Origin of the sequence: Brevibacillus ginsengisoli, from assembly GCF_050113715.1 — a bacterium.
Lineage (GTDB): Bacteria > Bacillota > Bacilli > Brevibacillales > Brevibacillaceae > Brevibacillus_H > Brevibacillus_H ginsengisoli.
The window spans coordinates 331,454-348,671 of sequence record NZ_JBNJQR010000005.1 but is presented as its reverse complement, the minus strand read 5'-3'; the positions used below and the strand labels follow the sequence as shown (position 1 = coordinate 348,671).

General features: G+C 46.4%; 16 protein-coding genes and 1 other annotated feature. Of the genes, 2 read left to right on the top strand and 14 right to left on the bottom strand.

The window, feature by feature from the left end; all coding sequences use genetic code 11:
- Nucleotides 1–124: 124 nt before the first annotated feature.
- From sufB to ACQCN2_RS12920, 12 genes are all read right to left on the bottom strand, one after another.
- Nucleotides 125–1,522, bottom strand: a complete 1,398-nt coding sequence (sufB, locus tag ACQCN2_RS12975; protein ID WP_426929338.1) for a Fe-S cluster assembly protein SufB — start codon at nt 1,520–1,522, stop codon at nt 125–127.
- Nucleotides 1,523–1,546: 24 nt separating this feature from the next.
- Nucleotides 1,547–1,981, bottom strand: a complete 435-nt coding sequence (gene sufU, locus ACQCN2_RS12970; protein ID WP_426929337.1) for a Fe-S cluster assembly sulfur transfer protein SufU — start codon at nt 1,979–1,981, stop codon at nt 1,547–1,549.
- Entirely contained in the window at nt 1,968–3,194 is a 1,227-nt protein-coding gene (locus ACQCN2_RS12965) for a cysteine desulfurase (protein WP_426929336.1), read from the bottom strand. The genes sufU and ACQCN2_RS12965 overlap by 14 nt, the downstream gene beginning before the upstream one ends.
- Nucleotides 3,194–4,492, bottom strand: a complete 1,299-nt coding sequence (gene sufD, locus ACQCN2_RS12960) for a Fe-S cluster assembly protein SufD (protein WP_426929335.1) — start codon at nt 4,490–4,492, stop codon at nt 3,194–3,196. The genes ACQCN2_RS12965 and sufD overlap by 1 nt, the downstream gene beginning before the upstream one ends.
- Nucleotides 4,493–4,513: 21 nt before the next feature.
- Nucleotides 4,514–5,302 (bottom strand): Fe-S cluster assembly ATPase SufC, encoded by a 789-nt coding sequence (gene sufC, locus ACQCN2_RS12955; RefSeq protein ID WP_426929334.1) that lies wholly within the window; start codon nt 5,300–5,302, stop codon nt 4,514–4,516.
- A gap of 218 nt (nt 5,303–5,520) precedes the next feature.
- Nucleotides 5,521–6,105, bottom strand: coding sequence for a DUF1802 family protein (locus ACQCN2_RS12950; RefSeq protein ID WP_426929333.1), 585 nt, complete (start codon nt 6,103–6,105; stop codon nt 5,521–5,523).
- A gap of 330 nt (nt 6,106–6,435) precedes the next feature.
- On the bottom strand, nt 6,436–7,785 hold the full coding sequence (locus ACQCN2_RS12945; RefSeq protein WP_426929332.1) for an Nramp family divalent metal transporter: 1,350 nt from the start codon (nt 7,783–7,785) through the stop codon (nt 6,436–6,438).
- A 469-nt stretch (nt 7,786–8,254) separates the two neighbouring features.
- Nucleotides 8,255–9,835 (bottom strand): phosphoenolpyruvate carboxykinase (ATP), encoded by a 1,581-nt coding sequence (pckA, locus tag ACQCN2_RS12940; protein ID WP_426929331.1) that lies wholly within the window; start codon nt 9,833–9,835, stop codon nt 8,255–8,257.
- A 135-nt stretch (nt 9,836–9,970) separates the two neighbouring features.
- Nucleotides 9,971–10,432 (bottom strand): hypothetical protein, encoded by a 462-nt coding sequence (locus ACQCN2_RS12935; RefSeq protein ID WP_426929330.1) that lies wholly within the window; start codon nt 10,430–10,432, stop codon nt 9,971–9,973.
- 55 nt (nt 10,433–10,487) lie between these two features.
- Nucleotides 10,488–11,507, bottom strand: coding sequence for an aldo/keto reductase (locus tag ACQCN2_RS12930; RefSeq protein WP_426929329.1), 1,020 nt, complete (start codon nt 11,505–11,507; stop codon nt 10,488–10,490).
- A 46-nt stretch (nt 11,508–11,553) separates the two neighbouring features.
- A complete protein-coding gene (gene trpS, locus ACQCN2_RS12925; protein WP_426929328.1) occupies nt 11,554–12,555 on the bottom strand; it encodes a tryptophan--tRNA ligase in 1,002 nt (333 codons plus the stop codon).
- A 160-nt stretch (nt 12,556–12,715) separates the two neighbouring features.
- Nucleotides 12,716–12,978: a binding site (T-box leader), on the bottom strand.
- A 46-nt stretch (nt 12,979–13,024) separates the two neighbouring features.
- A complete protein-coding gene (locus tag ACQCN2_RS12920) occupies nt 13,025–13,381 on the bottom strand; it encodes a hypothetical protein (protein WP_426929327.1) in 357 nt (118 codons plus the stop codon).
- 283 nt (nt 13,382–13,664) lie between these two features.
- On the opposite strand from ACQCN2_RS12920, the gene ACQCN2_RS12915 reads away from it, so the two are divergent.
- Complete coding sequence (locus tag ACQCN2_RS12915) at nt 13,665–14,072, top strand: BlaI/MecI/CopY family transcriptional regulator (RefSeq protein WP_426929326.1); 408 nt, start codon at nt 13,665–13,667, stop codon at nt 14,070–14,072.
- Nucleotide 14,073: 1 nt separating this feature from the next.
- On the top strand, nt 14,074–16,164 hold the full coding sequence (locus tag ACQCN2_RS12910; RefSeq protein WP_426929325.1) for a M56 family metallopeptidase: 2,091 nt from the start codon (nt 14,074–14,076) through the stop codon (nt 16,162–16,164).
- Nucleotides 16,165–16,207: 43 nt separating this feature from the next.
- Here the strand turns inward: ACQCN2_RS12910 and ACQCN2_RS12905 are convergent, their stop codons facing one another.
- On the bottom strand, nt 16,208–16,597 hold the full coding sequence (locus ACQCN2_RS12905) for a VOC family protein (RefSeq protein WP_426929324.1): 390 nt from the start codon (nt 16,595–16,597) through the stop codon (nt 16,208–16,210).
- 76 nt (nt 16,598–16,673) lie between these two features.
- The gene (locus ACQCN2_RS12900; protein ID WP_426929323.1) at nt 16,674–17,105 is read right to left on the bottom strand and encodes a hypothetical protein; all 432 of its coding nucleotides are present in this window, start codon (nt 17,103–17,105) and stop codon (nt 16,674–16,676) included.
- Nucleotides 17,106–17,218 lie beyond the last annotated feature (113 nt).

The following is a 17,218-nucleotide window of genomic DNA, read 5'->3' as shown; positions in this document are numbered from 1 at the left end:
CACTTTCCAGTGAATTATTCGTTTTTCTGGTAACAGGCTCGCATTCCTGTGATTCACTCCAGCCTTCCAGACACTAAAAAACCACTTCCGCACAACTTAGCGAAAGTGGTTCATTTAATAATAATTATCCGATAGAACCTTCCATCTCAAACTTAATCAGACGATTCATCTCAACCGCATATTCCATTGGAAGCTCTTTGGTGAATGGCTCAATGAAGCCCATGACGATCATTTCTGTCGCTTCAGCTTCAGACAAGCCACGGCTCATCAGGTAGAAGAGTTGGTCTTCGGAAACCTTGGAAACCGTTGCCTCGTGCTCCAACGTGATGTTGTCGTTTAAGATCTCGTTGTACGGGATCGTATCGGAGGTGGAGAGTTTATCCAGGATCAAGGTATCGCACTTGATGTTGGACTTGGAACCTTCCGCTTTGCGTCCGAAGTGGGACAGACCGCGATAGGTTACTTTTCCGCCTTCACGAGAGATGGATTTGGATACGATAGTGGATGTGCAATCAGGAGCAAGGTGAACCATTTTGGCACCCGCGTCTTGATGCTGTCCTTTACCTGCTACCGCGATGGAAAGAACAGTACCTTTGGCACGAGGTCCTTTCATGATAACCGCAGGATATTTCATAGTCAGCTTGGAACCGATGTTACCGTCAATCCACTCCATGTTCGCGTCCGCGTAAGCAACCGCACGCTTCGTAACGAGGTTGTATACGTTGTTGGACCAGTTTTGGACAGTGGTGTAACGGCAGCGAGCACGTTCTTTGATAATGATCTCAACAACCGCAGAGTGCAGGGAGTCTGTGCTGTAGATTGGAGCTGTACAGCCCTCTACATAGTGCACGAAGCTGTCTTCATCCGCGATGATCAGCGTACGCTCGAATTGACCCATGTTTTCGGAGTTGATGCGGAAGTAGGCTTGCAATGGAGTATCTACTTTTACGCCTTTTGGCACGTAAATGAAGGAGCCACCGGACCATACCGCAGAGTTCAATGCCGCAAACTTGTTGTCTGCTGGAGGGATGACTGTAGAGAAGTATTCTTTCACGATCTCTGGATAAAGCTTCACTGCGGAATCCATGTCGCAGAAGAGAACGCCCAGTTTCTCCAGGTCTTCCTGCATGTTGTGGTAAACTACCTCAGATTCGTACTGAGCAGATACCCCTGCGAGGAACTTCTGCTCCGCTTCTGGAATCCCCAATTTATCAAACGTCGCTTTGATTTCTTCAGGAACCTCATCCCAGCTGCGTCCTTGCTTCTCGGAAGGCTTCACGTAGTAAGTGATGCTGTCGAAATCAAGGCTATCCAAATCGCCGCCCCATTTTGGCATCGGCATGCGATAAAAAATTTCTAAAGCTTTCAGACGGAATTCCAGCATCCAAGCTGGTTCGCCCTTAATGCGGGAGATCTCTTCCACGATCTCTCGAGTTAACCCTTTTTTCGTCCGAAAGACAGACACATCCGGGTCGTGAAAACCATATTGATAATCCTGTATCTCAGGGGCTTTCTTTGCCATTTTTGTTCACTCCTTGTCTTTCGTTTACTGTTCTGCCTGCTTGATGCCTTGTTCGAGGGCTTTCCAGGCCAATGTTGCGCATTTGATCCGAGCCGGGAACTTGGAAACACCAGAAAGAGCTTCAATGTCACCCAAATCAATAGATTCGTCAATATCCTTGCCCTGCATCATACAGGAGAAATTCTCCGAGAGCTTCAACGCTTCCTCAACAGACATTCCTTTGACAGCTTCTGTCATCATGGAGGCGGAAGACATACTAATGGAGCAACCTTCCCCAAGGTACTTCGCATCCACAACAATGCCATTCTCCACCTGAAGTGACAAGGAGATACTGTCTCCACAAGTTGGATTGTTTAGCTTGATGACGAGTCCTTTTGACTCATCAAGCTGGCCTTTATTTCTTGGCTTTTGATAATGATCCATAATCACGCGGCGGTATAAATCATCAAGAGAAGACATTTCCGAAATACTCCTTTGTCTTTTTCAACCCGGCGATTAAGCGATCCACGTCTTCTTCGTTGTTGTATAAATAGAAGCTGGCACGAGCAGTAGCTGATACTTGCAACCAACGCATCAGCGGCTGCGCGCAATGGTGACCAGCGCGTACAGCAATTCCGTGGCTATCGAGAACCGTAGCCAAGTCATGTGGATGTACATCACTCAAGTTAAAAGTAATCAGTCCTGTACGGTCCAAAGTTGGACCGTAGACTGTCAATCCTTCAATCAATTGCATCTGTTCCATCGCATAATGGGTAAGCTCTTGGTCGTGCTTCGCAATCTCATCCATCCCAATTTCTTCGAGGAAATCGATCGCTGCACCGAGCCCAATCGCCCCAGCGATAATGGGAGTTCCCCCTTCAAACTTCCAAGGGAGCTCCTTCCATGTAGAGTCGTACAATTCTACAAAATCGATCATCTCGCCGCCAAACTCTACTGGATCGGTTTGCTCCAACAGTTCACGTTTGCCATACAAGACACCTACGCCTGTTGGACCGCACATTTTGTGGCTGGAGAACGCATAGAAATCGCAATCCAGATCTTGTACATCCACTTTGATGTGTGGAGCAGACTGCGCGCCGTCAACCAGCAGAACAGCGCCATGTTGATGAGCGATCTCGGCAATTTCTTTAATCGGTGTCGTATCACCTAAAACATTGGATATATGATGAATAGCAACGAATTTAGTATTCGGGGTGATGGCTTGCTTCACAGACTCAAGCGAAACCGTACCGTCTACCTCAAGCTCAATGAACTTGAAGGTAGCACCTGTCGCTTTTGCCGCTTGCTGCCAAGGAATGAAATTGCTGTGGTGCTCCACCAAAGTGGTGACAATCTCATCACCCTCACGCAAAAACTTGCGGACATAGCCCATTGCAACCAGGTTAAATGCGCTTGTGGCTCCACGAGTGAACACAATCTCAGCCGTTTCTTTGGCGTTGATAAACTTGCGGACCTTTTCACGCGCTCCTTCATAGCCATCGGTTGCGCGAGTGCCCAGTGTATGAACACCGCGATGCACGTTGGAATTGTACTCCTTGTAGTACTTATCAACTGCTTCGATGACCTGAATTGGTTTCTGGGAAGTCGCTGCACTATCAAGATAAACTAACGGGTGTCCATTGACTTCCTGATTCAAGATAGGAAAGTATTTGCGTATCTCATTCGCATTCATTACCCTAACTTCCTTTCGAGTGCTTGACGGAGTCGATTGCGCACCTCTTCAAGCGGGATTGCCACAACCACTGGGTTGAGGAAACCGAGGATGATGAGACGTTCTGCCTCTTTGCGGGCAATACCACGAGACATCAGATAGTACAAGCTTTCTTCGCTTACACGGCCAACCGATGCGGCGTGACCAGCTTTTACGTCATCTTCGTCGATGAGAAGAATTGGGTTTGCGTCTCCACGAGCTTTTTCGCTTAACATCAAGATGTTTTCCGCTTGCTCGCCGTTTGCTTTTTCCGCGCCCTTCTCGATCTTCGTAATTCCGTTCAGGATCGCTACAGACTCATCAGTCATAACCGCTCTGGACAACATGCTGGACTCGGAATGAGTACCGATGTGTTGAACGGAAGAAGTCAGGTTCTGGCGTTGGCTGCCTGTACCGATTGTAACGGTCTTGGTATCAGCTGTTGAGCCATTTCCTTTTAACACAGTGGTATTATTCGCTACTGTGTTGCCGTCGTTCATCTCACCAAGAATCCATTCCATCTTCCCGTCACGTTCAACAATAGCGCGGCGGAAAATATAGTCATGAACCTCAGTCGAGAGGGAACGAACAGAAGCTACTTGCACATGCGAACCAGCACCAACGAATACTTCCACTACGCTGTTGGCCACCATAGCTTTGTCCTCGGAAGATACATACGTATCCACATAGCTGACTTTGCTGTTCGCTTCCGCCACGATCAGAACGTGAGGGCTTACAAGGCCGTCCGTTTTTGCCACTTGGAAAACGGCTTGAAGCGGAACTTCTACTTCTGTATTTTTTGGCACGTACAAGAATACGCCGCCGTTTACGACTGCTGTATGAAGAGCGGTCAAGCGATGCTCGTCAGATTTAACAGCCTCTCCAAAATACTTCTGAACCAATTCGCCATGCTCACGAAGAGCGGTAGCAAGATCGGTAAAAATCACACCTTGAGCGGTAAGTTCTTTAGAAGCCTCGTAGTATACAGTGGACGCGTTCTTTTGAACAAGCAGGTTGTGAGCTTGATCCGCATTGATCTGCTCTTGAACCACTTGGTCCAAATCAGCGATGCTTGCCACTTGAGACTCAGTCGTAAAAGGCACGAACTGATCAAGGTTCCATTTGTCGATTTTAGTTTTATCAAGCGCAGGCAATGGAAGCGTCTGTTGCGCCTCGAAAGCGGCAAGACGTTTTTCCAAGAACCAAGCCGGCTCTTGATTAGCCTGAGAATAAGCAGTGATTGCTTCGCGGTCAAAGCGAAGTTGTGTATCTACACTCATCGTTTCAATACCTCCTTCGCCCTACACGCCAGCGTTAACGGTTTCGTCTTCGATACCGAGTTCTTCTTTAATCCAATCGTAACCTTCAGCTTCCAAACGTTCCGCAAGCTCAGTACCGCCAGATTTCACAATACGTCCTTGCATCATAACATGCACAAAATCAGGTTTAATATAATTCAACAAACGTTGATAGTGAGTGATAATCAAGAAACCGCGCTCAGCCGCACGCATTTCATTAACGCCTTTTGCAACGATTTTGAGTGCGTCGATGTCAAGACCGGAGTCGATCTCATCGAGAATACAGATATTCGGTTGAATCAACATCATTTGCAAAATCTCGTTACGCTTCTTCTCACCGCCGGAGAAGCCTTCGTTCAGGTAACGGTGTGCAAACGATTGATCCATTTCCAACGTTTCCATGCGTTTATCCATCTCACGGATGAATTTCATCAAGGAAATCTCATTGCCTTCCTCACGACGAGCGTTGATCGCGGAACGCAAGAAGTCAGAGTTGGTAACCCCGCTGATTTCAGAAGGATACTGCATAGCAAGGAACAGACCTGCGCGAGCGCGCTCATCCACAGCCATTTCCAGTACGTCTTCCCCGTTCAAAAGAACAGACCCTTCCGTTACTTCATATTTCGGGTGCCCCATCAAAGTGGAAGCGAGTGTAGATTTACCTGTTCCGTTAGGACCCATGATGGCATGTACTTCGCCACCCTTTATTTCAAGAGACAATCCTTTAAGGATTTCTTTTTCTTCGATTCTTGCGCGTAGATTGTTTATTTGCAAATGTGGTACGCCGGACATGCAACATTCCTCCGTTACTCGTATTTTAACAGTTTATAGAAGAAGATTGGAGCTTCATTCTCAATCCATTCTCAATGACTATCTTATAATAATTTTAATCAAAGATCAACGATATAAACATAAATGAATTAATTAAATATTTATGTTTAATAAGTATTCCACTGAAGTGTTTTTGGTTAGCGAAAATCCTCTATTTTCACTAACTTGGGCCAACAGGATCAGGCAAGAACCTTCAGAATTTCTTCACGTTTTGTCACATATTCTTCATCAGTTAATACAGGCTTGAAACCATCCTTTGGAATCTCTTGCAGCAGGTTATGCCAGGATTTGCAGCCCTTGTATGATTCGTCAATGGTGATTTCAAGTGGTTTCTCAAGCTTGTAGACGCGCGCAAACAGGATGTGAAGCGGATTCTTCTTCTTCCAATGCAAGCGTACATCGGCAAAGTTGTCCGTCCAGATGTGGAATGGAGCAAGCGCGCGAATCTTGGCTTCATCCAATACTTCCACGTCGTCTGTAATATGCGCGAAATAGCGGATCGCCACCGTGGTTTTCTCCGGGCTCCAGTTTACCAGAGTCGCTTCCAGATCTGAGTGAAACTCCGGCTTCACCATTTCAGCCTTCTGATGTTCATAAGTCGGATATAAATAGAAAGTATCGCGCTCCAACTTGAAGTCACGCGTTTCTTCATATAAACCGCCTTTGCGAACCGTAATGATTTGTTTGCCTTCTCCGAGAGCTTCAATGGCTACTGCCCACTCTTTCAAAGAGAGTGTTGAAACTGGTTGCTGCACTACTGACATAACAGGTCCCCCTTCTGTTTTCACCCACCTGAGTCGCGTTTAATCCCTTCAGGTTAGGTGCGATCTCCCCCAATTACATGCTTGATGTTTGGTATAAAATACAGGTCATTCTCAAAGCATTCTCAATTAGCCTATTGTATTCGCATAAACAATAGCACACAACATGGCCAGAAGCAACTAGAAAAGGCTTCGTCTTTTCTTGGTGGGCTTGCGCGAATGAATATGATTAATTACTTTACTACCGTAAAGCGATTAATCATTCCGAATTTACTAAAACAAAAACAAAGGTTGCCAGTTTGCGGCAACCTTCTTGCAAGCGAATTTATCCTATTATCCAAAGAACGTTTGATATAGAAGGTAAATATTCAAACCAACAATAATGATCGCCACAATCCAGGATAGTACGGTGAGCCAACGAGGGTTGACGAACTCGCGCATCTTCACTTTATCACTGGTGAACTGCACAAGTGGGATCACCGCAAACGAAAGCTGGAATGACAGGATAACCTGGCTTAATATTAATAGTTCTGCCGTTCCCGCTTCGCCGTACAACGCCGTAACGATGACGGCTGGGACGATCGCCACCATTCGTGTTATCAGGCGGCGCACCCATGGACTCAGGCGAATGTTCAGGAAGCCTTCCATCACAATCTGACCTGCCAATGTTCCTGTCAGCGTGGAGTTCTGACCGGCAGCCAATAGAGCTACCCCAAACAAAATGCTTCCCATCGTCGTTCCCAATAAAGGCGTCATCAGATGGTACGCCTCACCGATGTCAGATACATTCGTCATACCCGCCTGATTGAACGTGGCTGCTGACAGAATGAGGATTGCCGCATTAATGAAAAGAGCAAAGAACAAAGCAATGGTGGAATCCAGTGTGGCATAACGAATAGCTTCTCGTTTGCCAAGCGTTGTGTTCTCATATTGGCGAGTCTGCACAATAGAAGAATGCAGATACAAGTTATGGGGCATGACTGTTGCCCCTAAAATCCCAATGGCAATATAGAGCATCTCAGGATTCTTGATGATCTCTGCACTCGGAATGAATCCAGAAGCAACACTAGCAATATCCGGTTTGGACAAGATCATCTCCAAACCAAAACAGAGTGCGATAGTCGCAATCAAAGCAATTACAAAAGCCTCCAAATACCGAAATCCTTTGTTCTGTAAAAGCAGAATGACCATGACGTCAAACGCTGTTAAGATCACTCCATACAGGATCGGGATGCCAAACAATAAATTGAGCGCAATTGCCGTACCAATCACTTCTGCCAGGTCGCAGGCAGCAATCGCTAACTCACATAAGAACCAAAGAGCAACAGAAACCGGCTTGCTATAATGATCGCGACACGCTTGAGCCAGATCACGCCCGGTTACAATCCCTAATTTGCCGGCTAACGCCTGCAACAGAATCGCCATCAGATTGGATAACATAACCACGGATAACAAGGTATAGCCAAACCGGGAGCCACCAGCGATGTCTGTCGCCCAGTTCCCGGGGTCCATGTAGCCTACCGCAACAAGGTAACCTGGTCCAACGAACGCTAAAAACTTACGAAACCATGAGCCTGTTTTAGGAACTCGCAACGAGCGATAGGCTTCTTGTAGTGATTTCTGCTCCGATGTACTACTCCAGCCTTGATCTTGCGCTAACGACATGCTGTTTTCATTCGCCATAAGATTACCTCCTTTGCATTCATCAAATTATGTTGCGTCAACGCAACTTTTATCTTAAAAAAATGCCTTCCCCAGATTATATGAAGAAGTATAGTCTTTTGTTCCGATATTTTTGCTTATGCGACAGTTTTTTGCACAAGAGCAACTTTTTTATTGATTATACTTGTTCTAAATAAGAATGTAAATAGGGAAAACACTTCATCCCCTTTATGCTCTGTGGAAGTTCGCAGAGGAGCTTGCAAGTCCGCTCTCTCCCTACGAAAGGGAAATCGCCAAACGCTTCGCGCCCCTGCGGGGTTGGGTGGCGATTTTTCTTCCCTCTCTCCGTTCGTTCGCTGGGCATCACTTCCAAGGAGGCTACAAGTGGATGAAGTGTTTTCCGGTTAAATGGAAGAAAGGGGAATGACTTTACAAGCGTAAAGTCATTCCCCTTTCAAAGGCAAAACCTTAAAAGACAAATTCTCTTCTATTACTTAACGTTTGGGCCCGCTTTTGCAATATCGGTTGCAGTTGGGAACTTCTTCGTGAAGTTTTCAGCAAAACGGCTTGCCAGTTCATTCGCTTGCTTGTCGTATTCGTTTTGATCTTTCCATGTGTTGCGCGGCAGAAGTACCTCAGCAGGCACACCTGGGCAAGAGGTTGGCACTTGTACGTTGAATACCGGATCGTTAACGAATTCGGCTCTCTCCAGCTCACCAGTCAACGCAGCCGTTACCATAGCGCGAGTATATTTGAGGTTCATACGATGTCCAGTGCCTACTGGGCCAGCTGTCCAGCCTGTATTCACCAAATAAACGCGTGCGTTGTGCTGATCGATTTTCTTGCCGAGCATTTCCGCATAGACAACTGGACGAAGCGGCAAGAACGGGGAACCGAAGCAAGTGGAGAACTCGGTTTGCGGAGCAGTTACACCGCGCTCAGTTCCTGCCATTTTACTTGTATAGCCGGACAGGAAGTGGTACATCGCCTGTTCTTTAGACAGCTTGGAGATTGGCGGAATTACGCCAAAGGAGTCCGCAGTCAAGAAAATAATCACGTCAGGGTGTCCACCAACACCTGGAATCACAGCACCCGGGATCATTTCCACCGGATAGGCCGCGCGAGTATTCTCCGTGTATTTATTGCTATCGTAGTCTGCTTTGCGAGTATCCGCGTCAACTACTACGTTTTCTAATACGGTACCAAAATTGATTGCTTTCCAGATTTGCGGCTCGCCCTCTTCAGAAAGCTTGATGCATTTGGCGTAGCAACCACCTTCAATATTGAATACGCCATGATCAGACCAACCGTGCTCGTCGTCCCCGATCAAGAAGCGGTCCGGGTCAGCGGACAACGTGGTTTTACCTGTGCCGGAGAGGCCGAAGAACAAGGCAACGTCGCCTTCTTTTCCAATATTGGAAGAGCAGTGCATAGAGAGAACGTGTTGTTCTGGCAAAAGGAAGTTCATAACGCTGAAGATTGACTTCTTCATCTCGCCCGCATATTCTGTACCACCGATCAAGACAATCTTTTTCTCGAAGCTGGTAATAATGAAGGTTTCGGAGTTAGTTCCGTGTACTTCTGGGTTCGCTTTGAAACCAGGAGCAGCGATTACAGTGAATTCTGCTTGATGGTTCGCAAGCTCCTCCTTGGTTGGACGGATAAACAATTGGTGAACAAACAGGTTATGCCAAGCGTATTCATTTACAACGCGGATTGGCAAGCGATATTTCAAATCGGCCCCAGCAAACCCGTCAAAAACATAGAGTTCTTTTTGTGCCAAGTATTCCATTACTTCCGCATATAATTGATCGAATTTATCTCCGGAAATCGGTTGGTTTACCGGTCCCCAGTTAATTTTGTCGTGGACAGATTCCTCATCTACCACGAATTTATCTTTTGGTGAACGACCCGTAAACTTACCAGTTAACGTGTTGAGTGCACCTTTATCAGTTAAAATCCCTTCACCGCGTTTGGTCGCGCTTTCTACGAGCTGCGGAACTGATAGGTTATAATGTACTTGTGCAATAGTTAACACGTCATCTAGTTGTTTTACTGTCTTCGTTTCCATGTAAACGTTCTCCTTCCCCACTGTCCAAGATTGGGTTTCTCTTCGCTTGATAAGATGTAATTAGTATAACACATTTAAATAATTAAGCTATAAGATTTTAAAAAATCAGCGAAAAATTTTTCACCCCTTGTCCAACTATCGGGCCTGGGCACGTTTGCGGATAAATTCAATTTTCTCCGTTATTCCCCGCAACTGCTGCCCCTGGAGCTGATAGCGAATGGTACGCCCATCCTCTCGACGATAAAGGACGGAAACACAGCCCTTCTCCCCTACGACTCGTATAATTTGCTCAGCGGGAAGGGTAAGAAACGGAAAACCGTCATCGATAAAGCCGATAAAAAGTGAAGTAGGATATACAATTACATCCATCTGTGTCTCATGCCGTTCATCCTCTGCAATAATCGTATGAATTCGTCCTTGCCAAATTGGTTGTTCGAAGCCATCCTGATCGCACAAGGGGATTAGTTGACGCTCAAGGGATTGTCTGGCCAAAAGCGCTAACCTGGCTTCACGCTTGCGGGCAATAAAGTATAAGCCCCCAAGGAACACGACGATATTCACACACAAGCTAATGGTAAGCCAGTCTGCCTTCTCCATCAGACACCCCCACTCCACTCTTTGATCATTCTATATCCTCTCCTGCTTCACGAGATTACTGACCGTTTGCGCGGGCAATTTCTTGTTGGATTGGCAACTGATACGGACAAGCTTGTTCACACAGCGGTTTTTCCCGACAAGGCTCATAGTCCAGACACGAGGCAAACTTGGAAGCGGATTGTTGCCAAAGCTGTTCCCCCCACTCCAATAGCCCATACCGCTCACGGTAACGGGAAGGGATCAGTGTGTCCGGGATGCGAATTCCCAACGGACAAGAGCAATAATTACAGCGGCGGCATCCGTGCTCTTCCAATCCCTGTGCGAACTGTTGAAGTCTCAAACTCTCCTCTTGGTCGACCGCACGTTCGAATGCGGATAGATTCATTTCCACGTCTGTGATACTTTTCATTCCCGATAGTACAACATGAGCAGGTGAATCATAGGAATACCGAATCGCTTGCGTTACATCAGCTAAAAAACCTCCCGAAAGCGGCTTCATGGCAATCATTCCGACTCCCAGACGCTGTGCTGCCGGAATTATATCACGCCGCGAAAAAGGCTGTGCCAAATTGAGATGAAACAGCACCGTATCAAATGAATAACGCTCAATCCATTTGGCTAACAGCTCCGGACGATGCCCTGTAATTCCGATGTGACCTATATAACCCTTCCGCTTCAATTCCTCGGCTGCCTGAATGGCTCCGTCATCGGATACGATTTGCTTATATTCTTCTATATAATTGACATAATGGATTTGCAGGATATCGATGTAATCTGTTTGCAGTCTGCGCAGGCTTGCTTCGATTTCGGTACGAGCTTCCTGGTAGGATCGTTTGGCGGTTTTGGTCGCCAACACGTATTCGGATCGCCTTGCGCGAATCGCTTTACCCAGCTTTTCCTCGCTGTCACCTTGCCCGTAATTGGCAGCCGTATCGATGTAGTTGATCCCGCGATCCAGCGCATAATGAAGCAATTGATTCGCTTCCGCTTGGGAAAGCTTCGGCAAATGCATTGCCCCAAAACCCAGCGGTGAGACTTGAAGTCCCGTCCTGCCCAGCTGGCGAGTTTCCATCATGACACCATCTCCTGCCAAAATTATACTAAATAATTCCAATCCAGCATTACTTAAAATATTGAATTCCGATGGCATCTCTCACTTCACTTATCGTTTCTTTCGCCACCGCTTGCGCCTTCATGGTTCCCGCCTGGAGGATTTCATCAATTCTGTTCGGATTGGCAAGATATGCTTGGCGTCTTTCTCGCATGGGATCAAGCAAATTGTTCAAACTGCTTGCCGCCCTTCGCTTACATTCCACACAACCAATTTGCCCCGCTGTGCAAGCTTGATAGATATCAGACGATTGCTCAGCATTAAACGCCTGATGATAGGAATAGACAGCGCAAACCTCGGGATGGCCGGGGTCATTTTTACGGATGCGCGCGGGATCGGTCACCGCCTTCATCATCTTCTCCGTTACTTCTTGCTCTGTAGCGTCCAGCTCAATGCTATTCCCCAAGCTTTTGCTCATTTTGCTTTTGCCATCCAATCCAACGAGTCGCGGGACTGAACCTACCAGCGCTTTTGGCTCGAGAAGAATGGGTTTATACAGCTCGTTGAAGCGGCGGACAATTCTGCGAGTCTGTTCAATATGCGGAATCTGGTCCTCTCCCACAGGCACCAATGTGGCTTTGCAAAACGCAATATCGGCTGCCTGACTCACCGGGTATCCCAAAAATCCGTAATTCATCTGGGTATAGCCTCGCTCTGCCGCTTCCGATTTAATCGTCGGATTGTGACGCAAGGAGTTTACCGTGACGAACATCGAGAAAAATATCGTCAATTCCGCAATCTCCGGAATCATGGATTGGATAAAAATCGTGGCCTTGTCTGGATCGATACCGGCTGACAAGTAGTCGAGCGTGATCTGTCTGACATGATCCTGAATTAATTGCGGTCGCTCAAAATGTGTGGTTAACGCCTGAACATCTGCCAAAAGCACGAAGGTCTCGTATTCATCCTGCAGCTTGACGCGATTCTGCAAGCTCCCCACATAATGTCCTAAATGTAATTTACCCGTCGTGCGGTCGCCCGTAAGCACTCGTTCGTTTTGATTTGCTGTCATTGTTCATTCTCCTTTTGGTTAAATCATTAGAATTAAAAACTTGCAAGAACCACCACCAACCATCGCTCACAGGCGACCACCTCCTTTTTATGACTTGACCATTCTCAACACTGTAACAGTCGTGGCCAAAATTGATAAGAACGCAAAAAAGCCCCACATCTCAAGGGACGTGGGGCCGCGTTGCCACCCTAATTAGTCGGACTGACTCTCTCTGGGGTTCATCGAGTACATTACGTCTACTCGGTAAACCTGACTCTTGGTAACGGAGAGACAATCCCGGATTCGCCTACTGAACTGGTAAGCCTTTTGTTCAGCGAATCAACTCCGAAGTCCATTCCACATGGTAATTGTATCGGTTTGCACCAGACACCGACTCTCTACAACAATCGCTCCAAGTGTACTAATCTTCTTCACGGTTATTAACTGCTTTTGGAATTGTCTTTTAGTCTAAGGAATTGATTCAGAATTGTCAACTAACCTGTCGGGCGGATAAGCGAATCAACGTATCCATTTTCAATTGATCTCGGATCGATCCAGTCGTTTCAATGCTTGGGCGAATATGCAGGTAGGTTAGTTCGTCTCCTTGGAAAAACAAGCGAATATCCTGCTCCCTCCCGCGAATCACTACATCGTACTTTACATGCTCCTGCCATGGCGTGTACTCCGCTACCTCTCCACGGAAGACAAGCGCGAATGCTTGATTGCGATCCTGGACCATGACCCCAATGTTGCGTACCCAATTTTTTGTGACAATGCGTAAAAACGCTTTGCGATTGACCCGCTCTACAAACTGCTGCAGCAATGTTTGGATAGATCCCGCCACCATCTTTCCGTCTCCCCCGTTCTTCCTTTTCTTCTACTGCAGAAGGTTCTGTGGGAAGCGAGTCGAATCCTTTGGCGAGCTTTCAGAAGCTTTGTCATCATATGTCAGGTTGAGTGATCATCTTTTGACAAACCTCGTTTGCAGCATGAGGGATTTACATTCCTGAGTATGACAGTCTTTTGGTAATCGGAACCAGGAAATTGTTGACATCAGATGGATTACTGTTGTAATCTATTTTTGGATTACATCAGTAATCTCAACTTAGAGAAAGGAGTCGACTGGGAAAATGAAAGAATTGCCTACTATATCCGAAGCTGAGTGGGAAGTGATGAGAATTCTTTGGTCCCGATCCCCTCAAACCGCGAATGAAGTGATTGAGGCACTCGAGGGATTGACGGATTGGAAGCCAAAAACTGTCCGAACCTTGATTAGTCGATTGTTGCAAAAAAATGCGATAGCCTTTCAGGAATCGGGCAAGTCGTATTTATATTATCCCCTGGTTTCGCAAGCCGACTATGTGCAGAGCGAGACGCAGTCTTTCCTCAAACGGTTGTATGGCGGAGCGATAAAGCCCTTGCTTGTCAATTTCTTGCAGGAACAAAAGCTATCTTCGGACGATATTAACGATCTTCGGCGCATTCTCGATGAGAAGTCGGATGCGGAGTTGAAAACTGACCGAAGAAAGGACAATTGATATGGATCATCTAAGCAGCTTACTGCTGAGCTTCTTCGATTGGTTGCTAGAGGCTTCAATGATGGCGAGCGTTTTGGTGGGGCTCATCTTGTTCGTGAAAGTGATCCTGAGGAACAAACTTTCGCCAAGATGGCACTATATGCTATGGCTTGTGATCATTGTAAGATTGCTTCTGCCGTGGGCGCCTGAAAGCTCCTTTAGCGTCTATAATTTACTTCCTTACGTTCGTGAAACCTTGCAGCAGACACCGGATGTTCCCGCTTACCCATCCGCTGTTTCTCCTGACCATGATCTTCAGCAGCATTTGGTTCCGAGTGGCGTTTCAGAAGTAAAACAGGAGCCCCTTTCTTCAGTTCCCGAGACGAAGGAAGAAGAAACTCCAGCAACGTTTTCAATTTACGCGCTCGCATTTTATGTCTGGCTATTGGGCGTCGCCTGTATCGGCATTCTCACGGCTATCGTAAATTGGCGGTTTTATCGCCAGATCAAACAGAGGCCTGTTCTTACAGATTCCAAAATGATCGATCTACTAGCGCAGTGCAAAAAAACAATGTCGATCAAGCAATCCATCCCTTTAGTCCCTACTGGTAAAATATCAAGTCCAGCCGTTCTGGGGTTTATCCGTCCGCGAATTATACTGCCAGATTCCCTCATAAGAACGTTAGACGACCACCAGCTGCGGATCATTTTCTATCATGAATTAGCCCATGTAAAACGAAAAGACGTAGCCGTCAACTGGCTCATGAATGGTTTACTTATCCTCCACTGGTTCAACCCGCTTTTGTGGTATGCCTATCACAAGATGCGGGAAGATCAGGAAATAGCTTGCGATGCCCTTGCGCTTACTTTTATCGGCATGGAACAGAAAGAATTCTATGGCCATACGGTGATTAGTCTTCTGGAGCATTATTCCAACATCCGTCCAATGCCCAGTTTGGCTACTCTATCGGGAGGCAAAAAACAATTGAGAAGGAGAATACTTATGATTAAAAGTTTCCAGAAAAAATCGTATCGCTGGTCAACACTTGGCTTGGCCTCGCTTATCGCCATTTCTTCCATTTCGCTGGTCAACGCAAAAGAATTGACCCCAAAGGCTCAGGAGTCAGCAGCTGTCAACATGTCTTCTTCAACTGCGCTGAATAGTGCGGGGCTTGCGAAAGTTGAGAAAAAGTTAACAATTAATGAGCTTAAACTGGACAAGAAGATCATCGCTTCGGCACAAGAGGAACTGCGCCGTTTCTTAGGTGATTCAAAGGCGGAGTTGTATGAAGTAATCGATACGGATGTTAGTCCGGATTGGCTTTTGGACAATAAAAATGGAAAAGGGCGAGTTGCCATCAACAAGCAGACGGGACAAATCACGCGGCTCGAAGCCGTTTACAAGTGGAACGAATTGTCTCCAGCTGTGAAAGAGGCAGCGATCAACGCCATTCATCGTCTGGATTCGAAGAAACCCTTTACGGCCGAAACCATTATGAAAGAGAAGAATTTATCTGGTAAGCAGCAATGGCATGAGTGGACCCTGACTGGAGCTGGCATGAACGTTATTCTCAATGCTGACACCCTCAAGGTAGTTGGTACTTCCATCACCTATCCTTTCGCACAAGGGGACAAAAAAGCGGCAGCTGCGGGCTTGAACGCACTCCAGGTGATGAATGGCGGAAAACCAGTACCAGTAGCCCCTGATTCCGCGGCGCACAATTATTCCAACACTTCCAGCGGGCAATCCGATGTATGGCGCTTCTCTGATAAAGGAGGCCTTTATGTCGCAGAAGTAGGAGCGAAGACAGGTAAAATCAGATACATTTATATGTACGGTAAAAGACAAGCCAACGAAGCAAAGCTGACCCCAATCCCGCAAAAAGACGAAAAAAGGTTCTATACGAAAGAACAAGCGATCGCCAAAGCCAAGCCAATGGTGAAAAAGGTGTTTGGCATTGACTTGACGGGCTATCAAGTCGAATTCGGAACTGAGAACGTAGGGTATCTTGTCTTTAAGAAAGCGGGGCAGCCAACCATCGAAGCCGATGTCGACAGAACCGGCGAGTTTTGGAGTTATTTTGTGATCCCTGCAAACGGAATGAGAGACTAGCATACAAAGAAAAGAGCAGTTGATTACTCAACTGCTCTTTTGGCTATTCATCTTGTTCATCTCGGTCTAAACGCACCTCTAAATGGTGTCCATCAGGTGATTCAAAGTAGAGATTGAAGCTAGTTGAACGCTCCATTGGACCACGATAGCATATATTGTTGGCTTCCAGTTTATCGACTAAATAATCCAACTCGTCTCTCGTTCCGATTGAAAAGGCGATGTGATCCACTTGCCCTCCGCCATTCTTACCGTCGTCTTCTCGATGATGAAGCCCGATTCGGGTATGGCTCCCGAGATGAAAATAGATAGGCTCATCTCCTTCGACTTGGTCCAAATCGATGGGAACTTCAAGGATTTCTTGGAAAAAGTGAGCTACCTTCATCACGTTACGACAATTAAGCGCAATATGATGAACGCCTCGCAAATTAAACATGCTGCACAATCCTCCCAAACATGCATACAATCTCTAGGATGGACTCCATCTATTGGAGTACCGCTTACACACGACGTTATGCACTTCTTCTTGATGCTTCTATTCGTCTATTATAATCCCGTAAACGCTCGCTTAGTCTTTGCAATCGATGTTTAAGCGCATCCTTCCACGCCTGATCATTCAATTGCTTGGCAACACCCAATAAATCAAGGGCAATGTCGATTTGCTGTTTCAATACGTCACTGAAACTGCCTTCATCAGTCATTGTACAATTTTCGAATAAATCTTGTTTATTGTCAACACTTACGAAGTCACTAAAATCGATTTCGCTCGCTTTATCTCCTTGGGCATACTCTACTAATATCTCATATTCAGCCTCAATATAAGGATGAACATCCGTGCGATTACATACAGGACAAAACATAATAGGGACGTTATGCACAGTCGTCGTGTCATGGCGGACAGTGCCGATTGAACCAATCATATTGGCTCCACAACAAAAGCTCATCAATATCTTCCTCCCCCTCGTAAACAACACTCGATTCTTGCTTTTTCTACTCGAGTGAGTATAGCGACAATAATGAAAAGGATAAGTTTCCTGACATACTTATCTGATTAAAT

Coding starts and splice junctions, on each gene's coding strand:
- pckA (WP_426929331.1), bottom strand. CDS start 9,835: ATGGAAACGAAGACAGTAAAACAACTAGATGACGTGTTAACTATTGCA.
- trpS (WP_426929328.1), bottom strand. CDS start 12,555: ATGACAGCAAATCAAAACGAACGAGTGCTTACGGGCGACCGCACGACG.
- ACQCN2_RS12910 (WP_426929325.1), top strand. CDS start 14,074: ATGGATCATCTAAGCAGCTTACTGCTGAGCTTCTTCGATTGGTTGCTA.
- sufB (WP_426929338.1), bottom strand. CDS start 1,522: ATGGCAAAGAAAGCCCCTGAGATACAGGATTATCAATATGGTTTTCAC.
- ACQCN2_RS12915 (WP_426929326.1), top strand. CDS start 13,665: ATGAAAGAATTGCCTACTATATCCGAAGCTGAGTGGGAAGTGATGAGA.
- ACQCN2_RS12935 (WP_426929330.1), bottom strand. CDS start 10,432: ATGGAGAAGGCAGACTGGCTTACCATTAGCTTGTGTGTGAATATCGTC.
- ACQCN2_RS12905 (WP_426929324.1), bottom strand. CDS start 16,597: ATGTTTAATTTGCGAGGCGTTCATCATATTGCGCTTAATTGTCGTAAC.
- ACQCN2_RS12965 (WP_426929336.1), bottom strand. CDS start 3,194: ATGAATGCGAATGAGATACGCAAATACTTTCCTATCTTGAATCAGGAA.
- ACQCN2_RS12920 (WP_426929327.1), bottom strand. CDS start 13,381: ATGGTGGCGGGATCTATCCAAACATTGCTGCAGCAGTTTGTAGAGCGG.
- ACQCN2_RS12945 (WP_426929332.1), bottom strand. CDS start 7,785: ATGGCGAATGAAAACAGCATGTCGTTAGCGCAAGATCAAGGCTGGAGT.
- sufC (WP_426929334.1), bottom strand. CDS start 5,302: ATGTCCGGCGTACCACATTTGCAAATAAACAATCTACGCGCAAGAATC.
- ACQCN2_RS12950 (WP_426929333.1), bottom strand. CDS start 6,105: ATGTCAGTAGTGCAGCAACCAGTTTCAACACTCTCTTTGAAAGAGTGG.
- sufU (WP_426929337.1), bottom strand. CDS start 1,981: ATGTCTTCTCTTGATGATTTATACCGCCGCGTGATTATGGATCATTAT.
- ACQCN2_RS12930 (WP_426929329.1), bottom strand. CDS start 11,507: ATGATGGAAACTCGCCAGCTGGGCAGGACGGGACTTCAAGTCTCACCG.
- sufD (WP_426929335.1), bottom strand. CDS start 4,492: ATGAGTGTAGATACACAACTTCGCTTTGACCGCGAAGCAATCACTGCT.
- ACQCN2_RS12900 (WP_426929323.1), bottom strand. CDS start 17,105: ATGAGCTTTTGTTGTGGAGCCAATATGATTGGTTCAATCGGCACTGTC.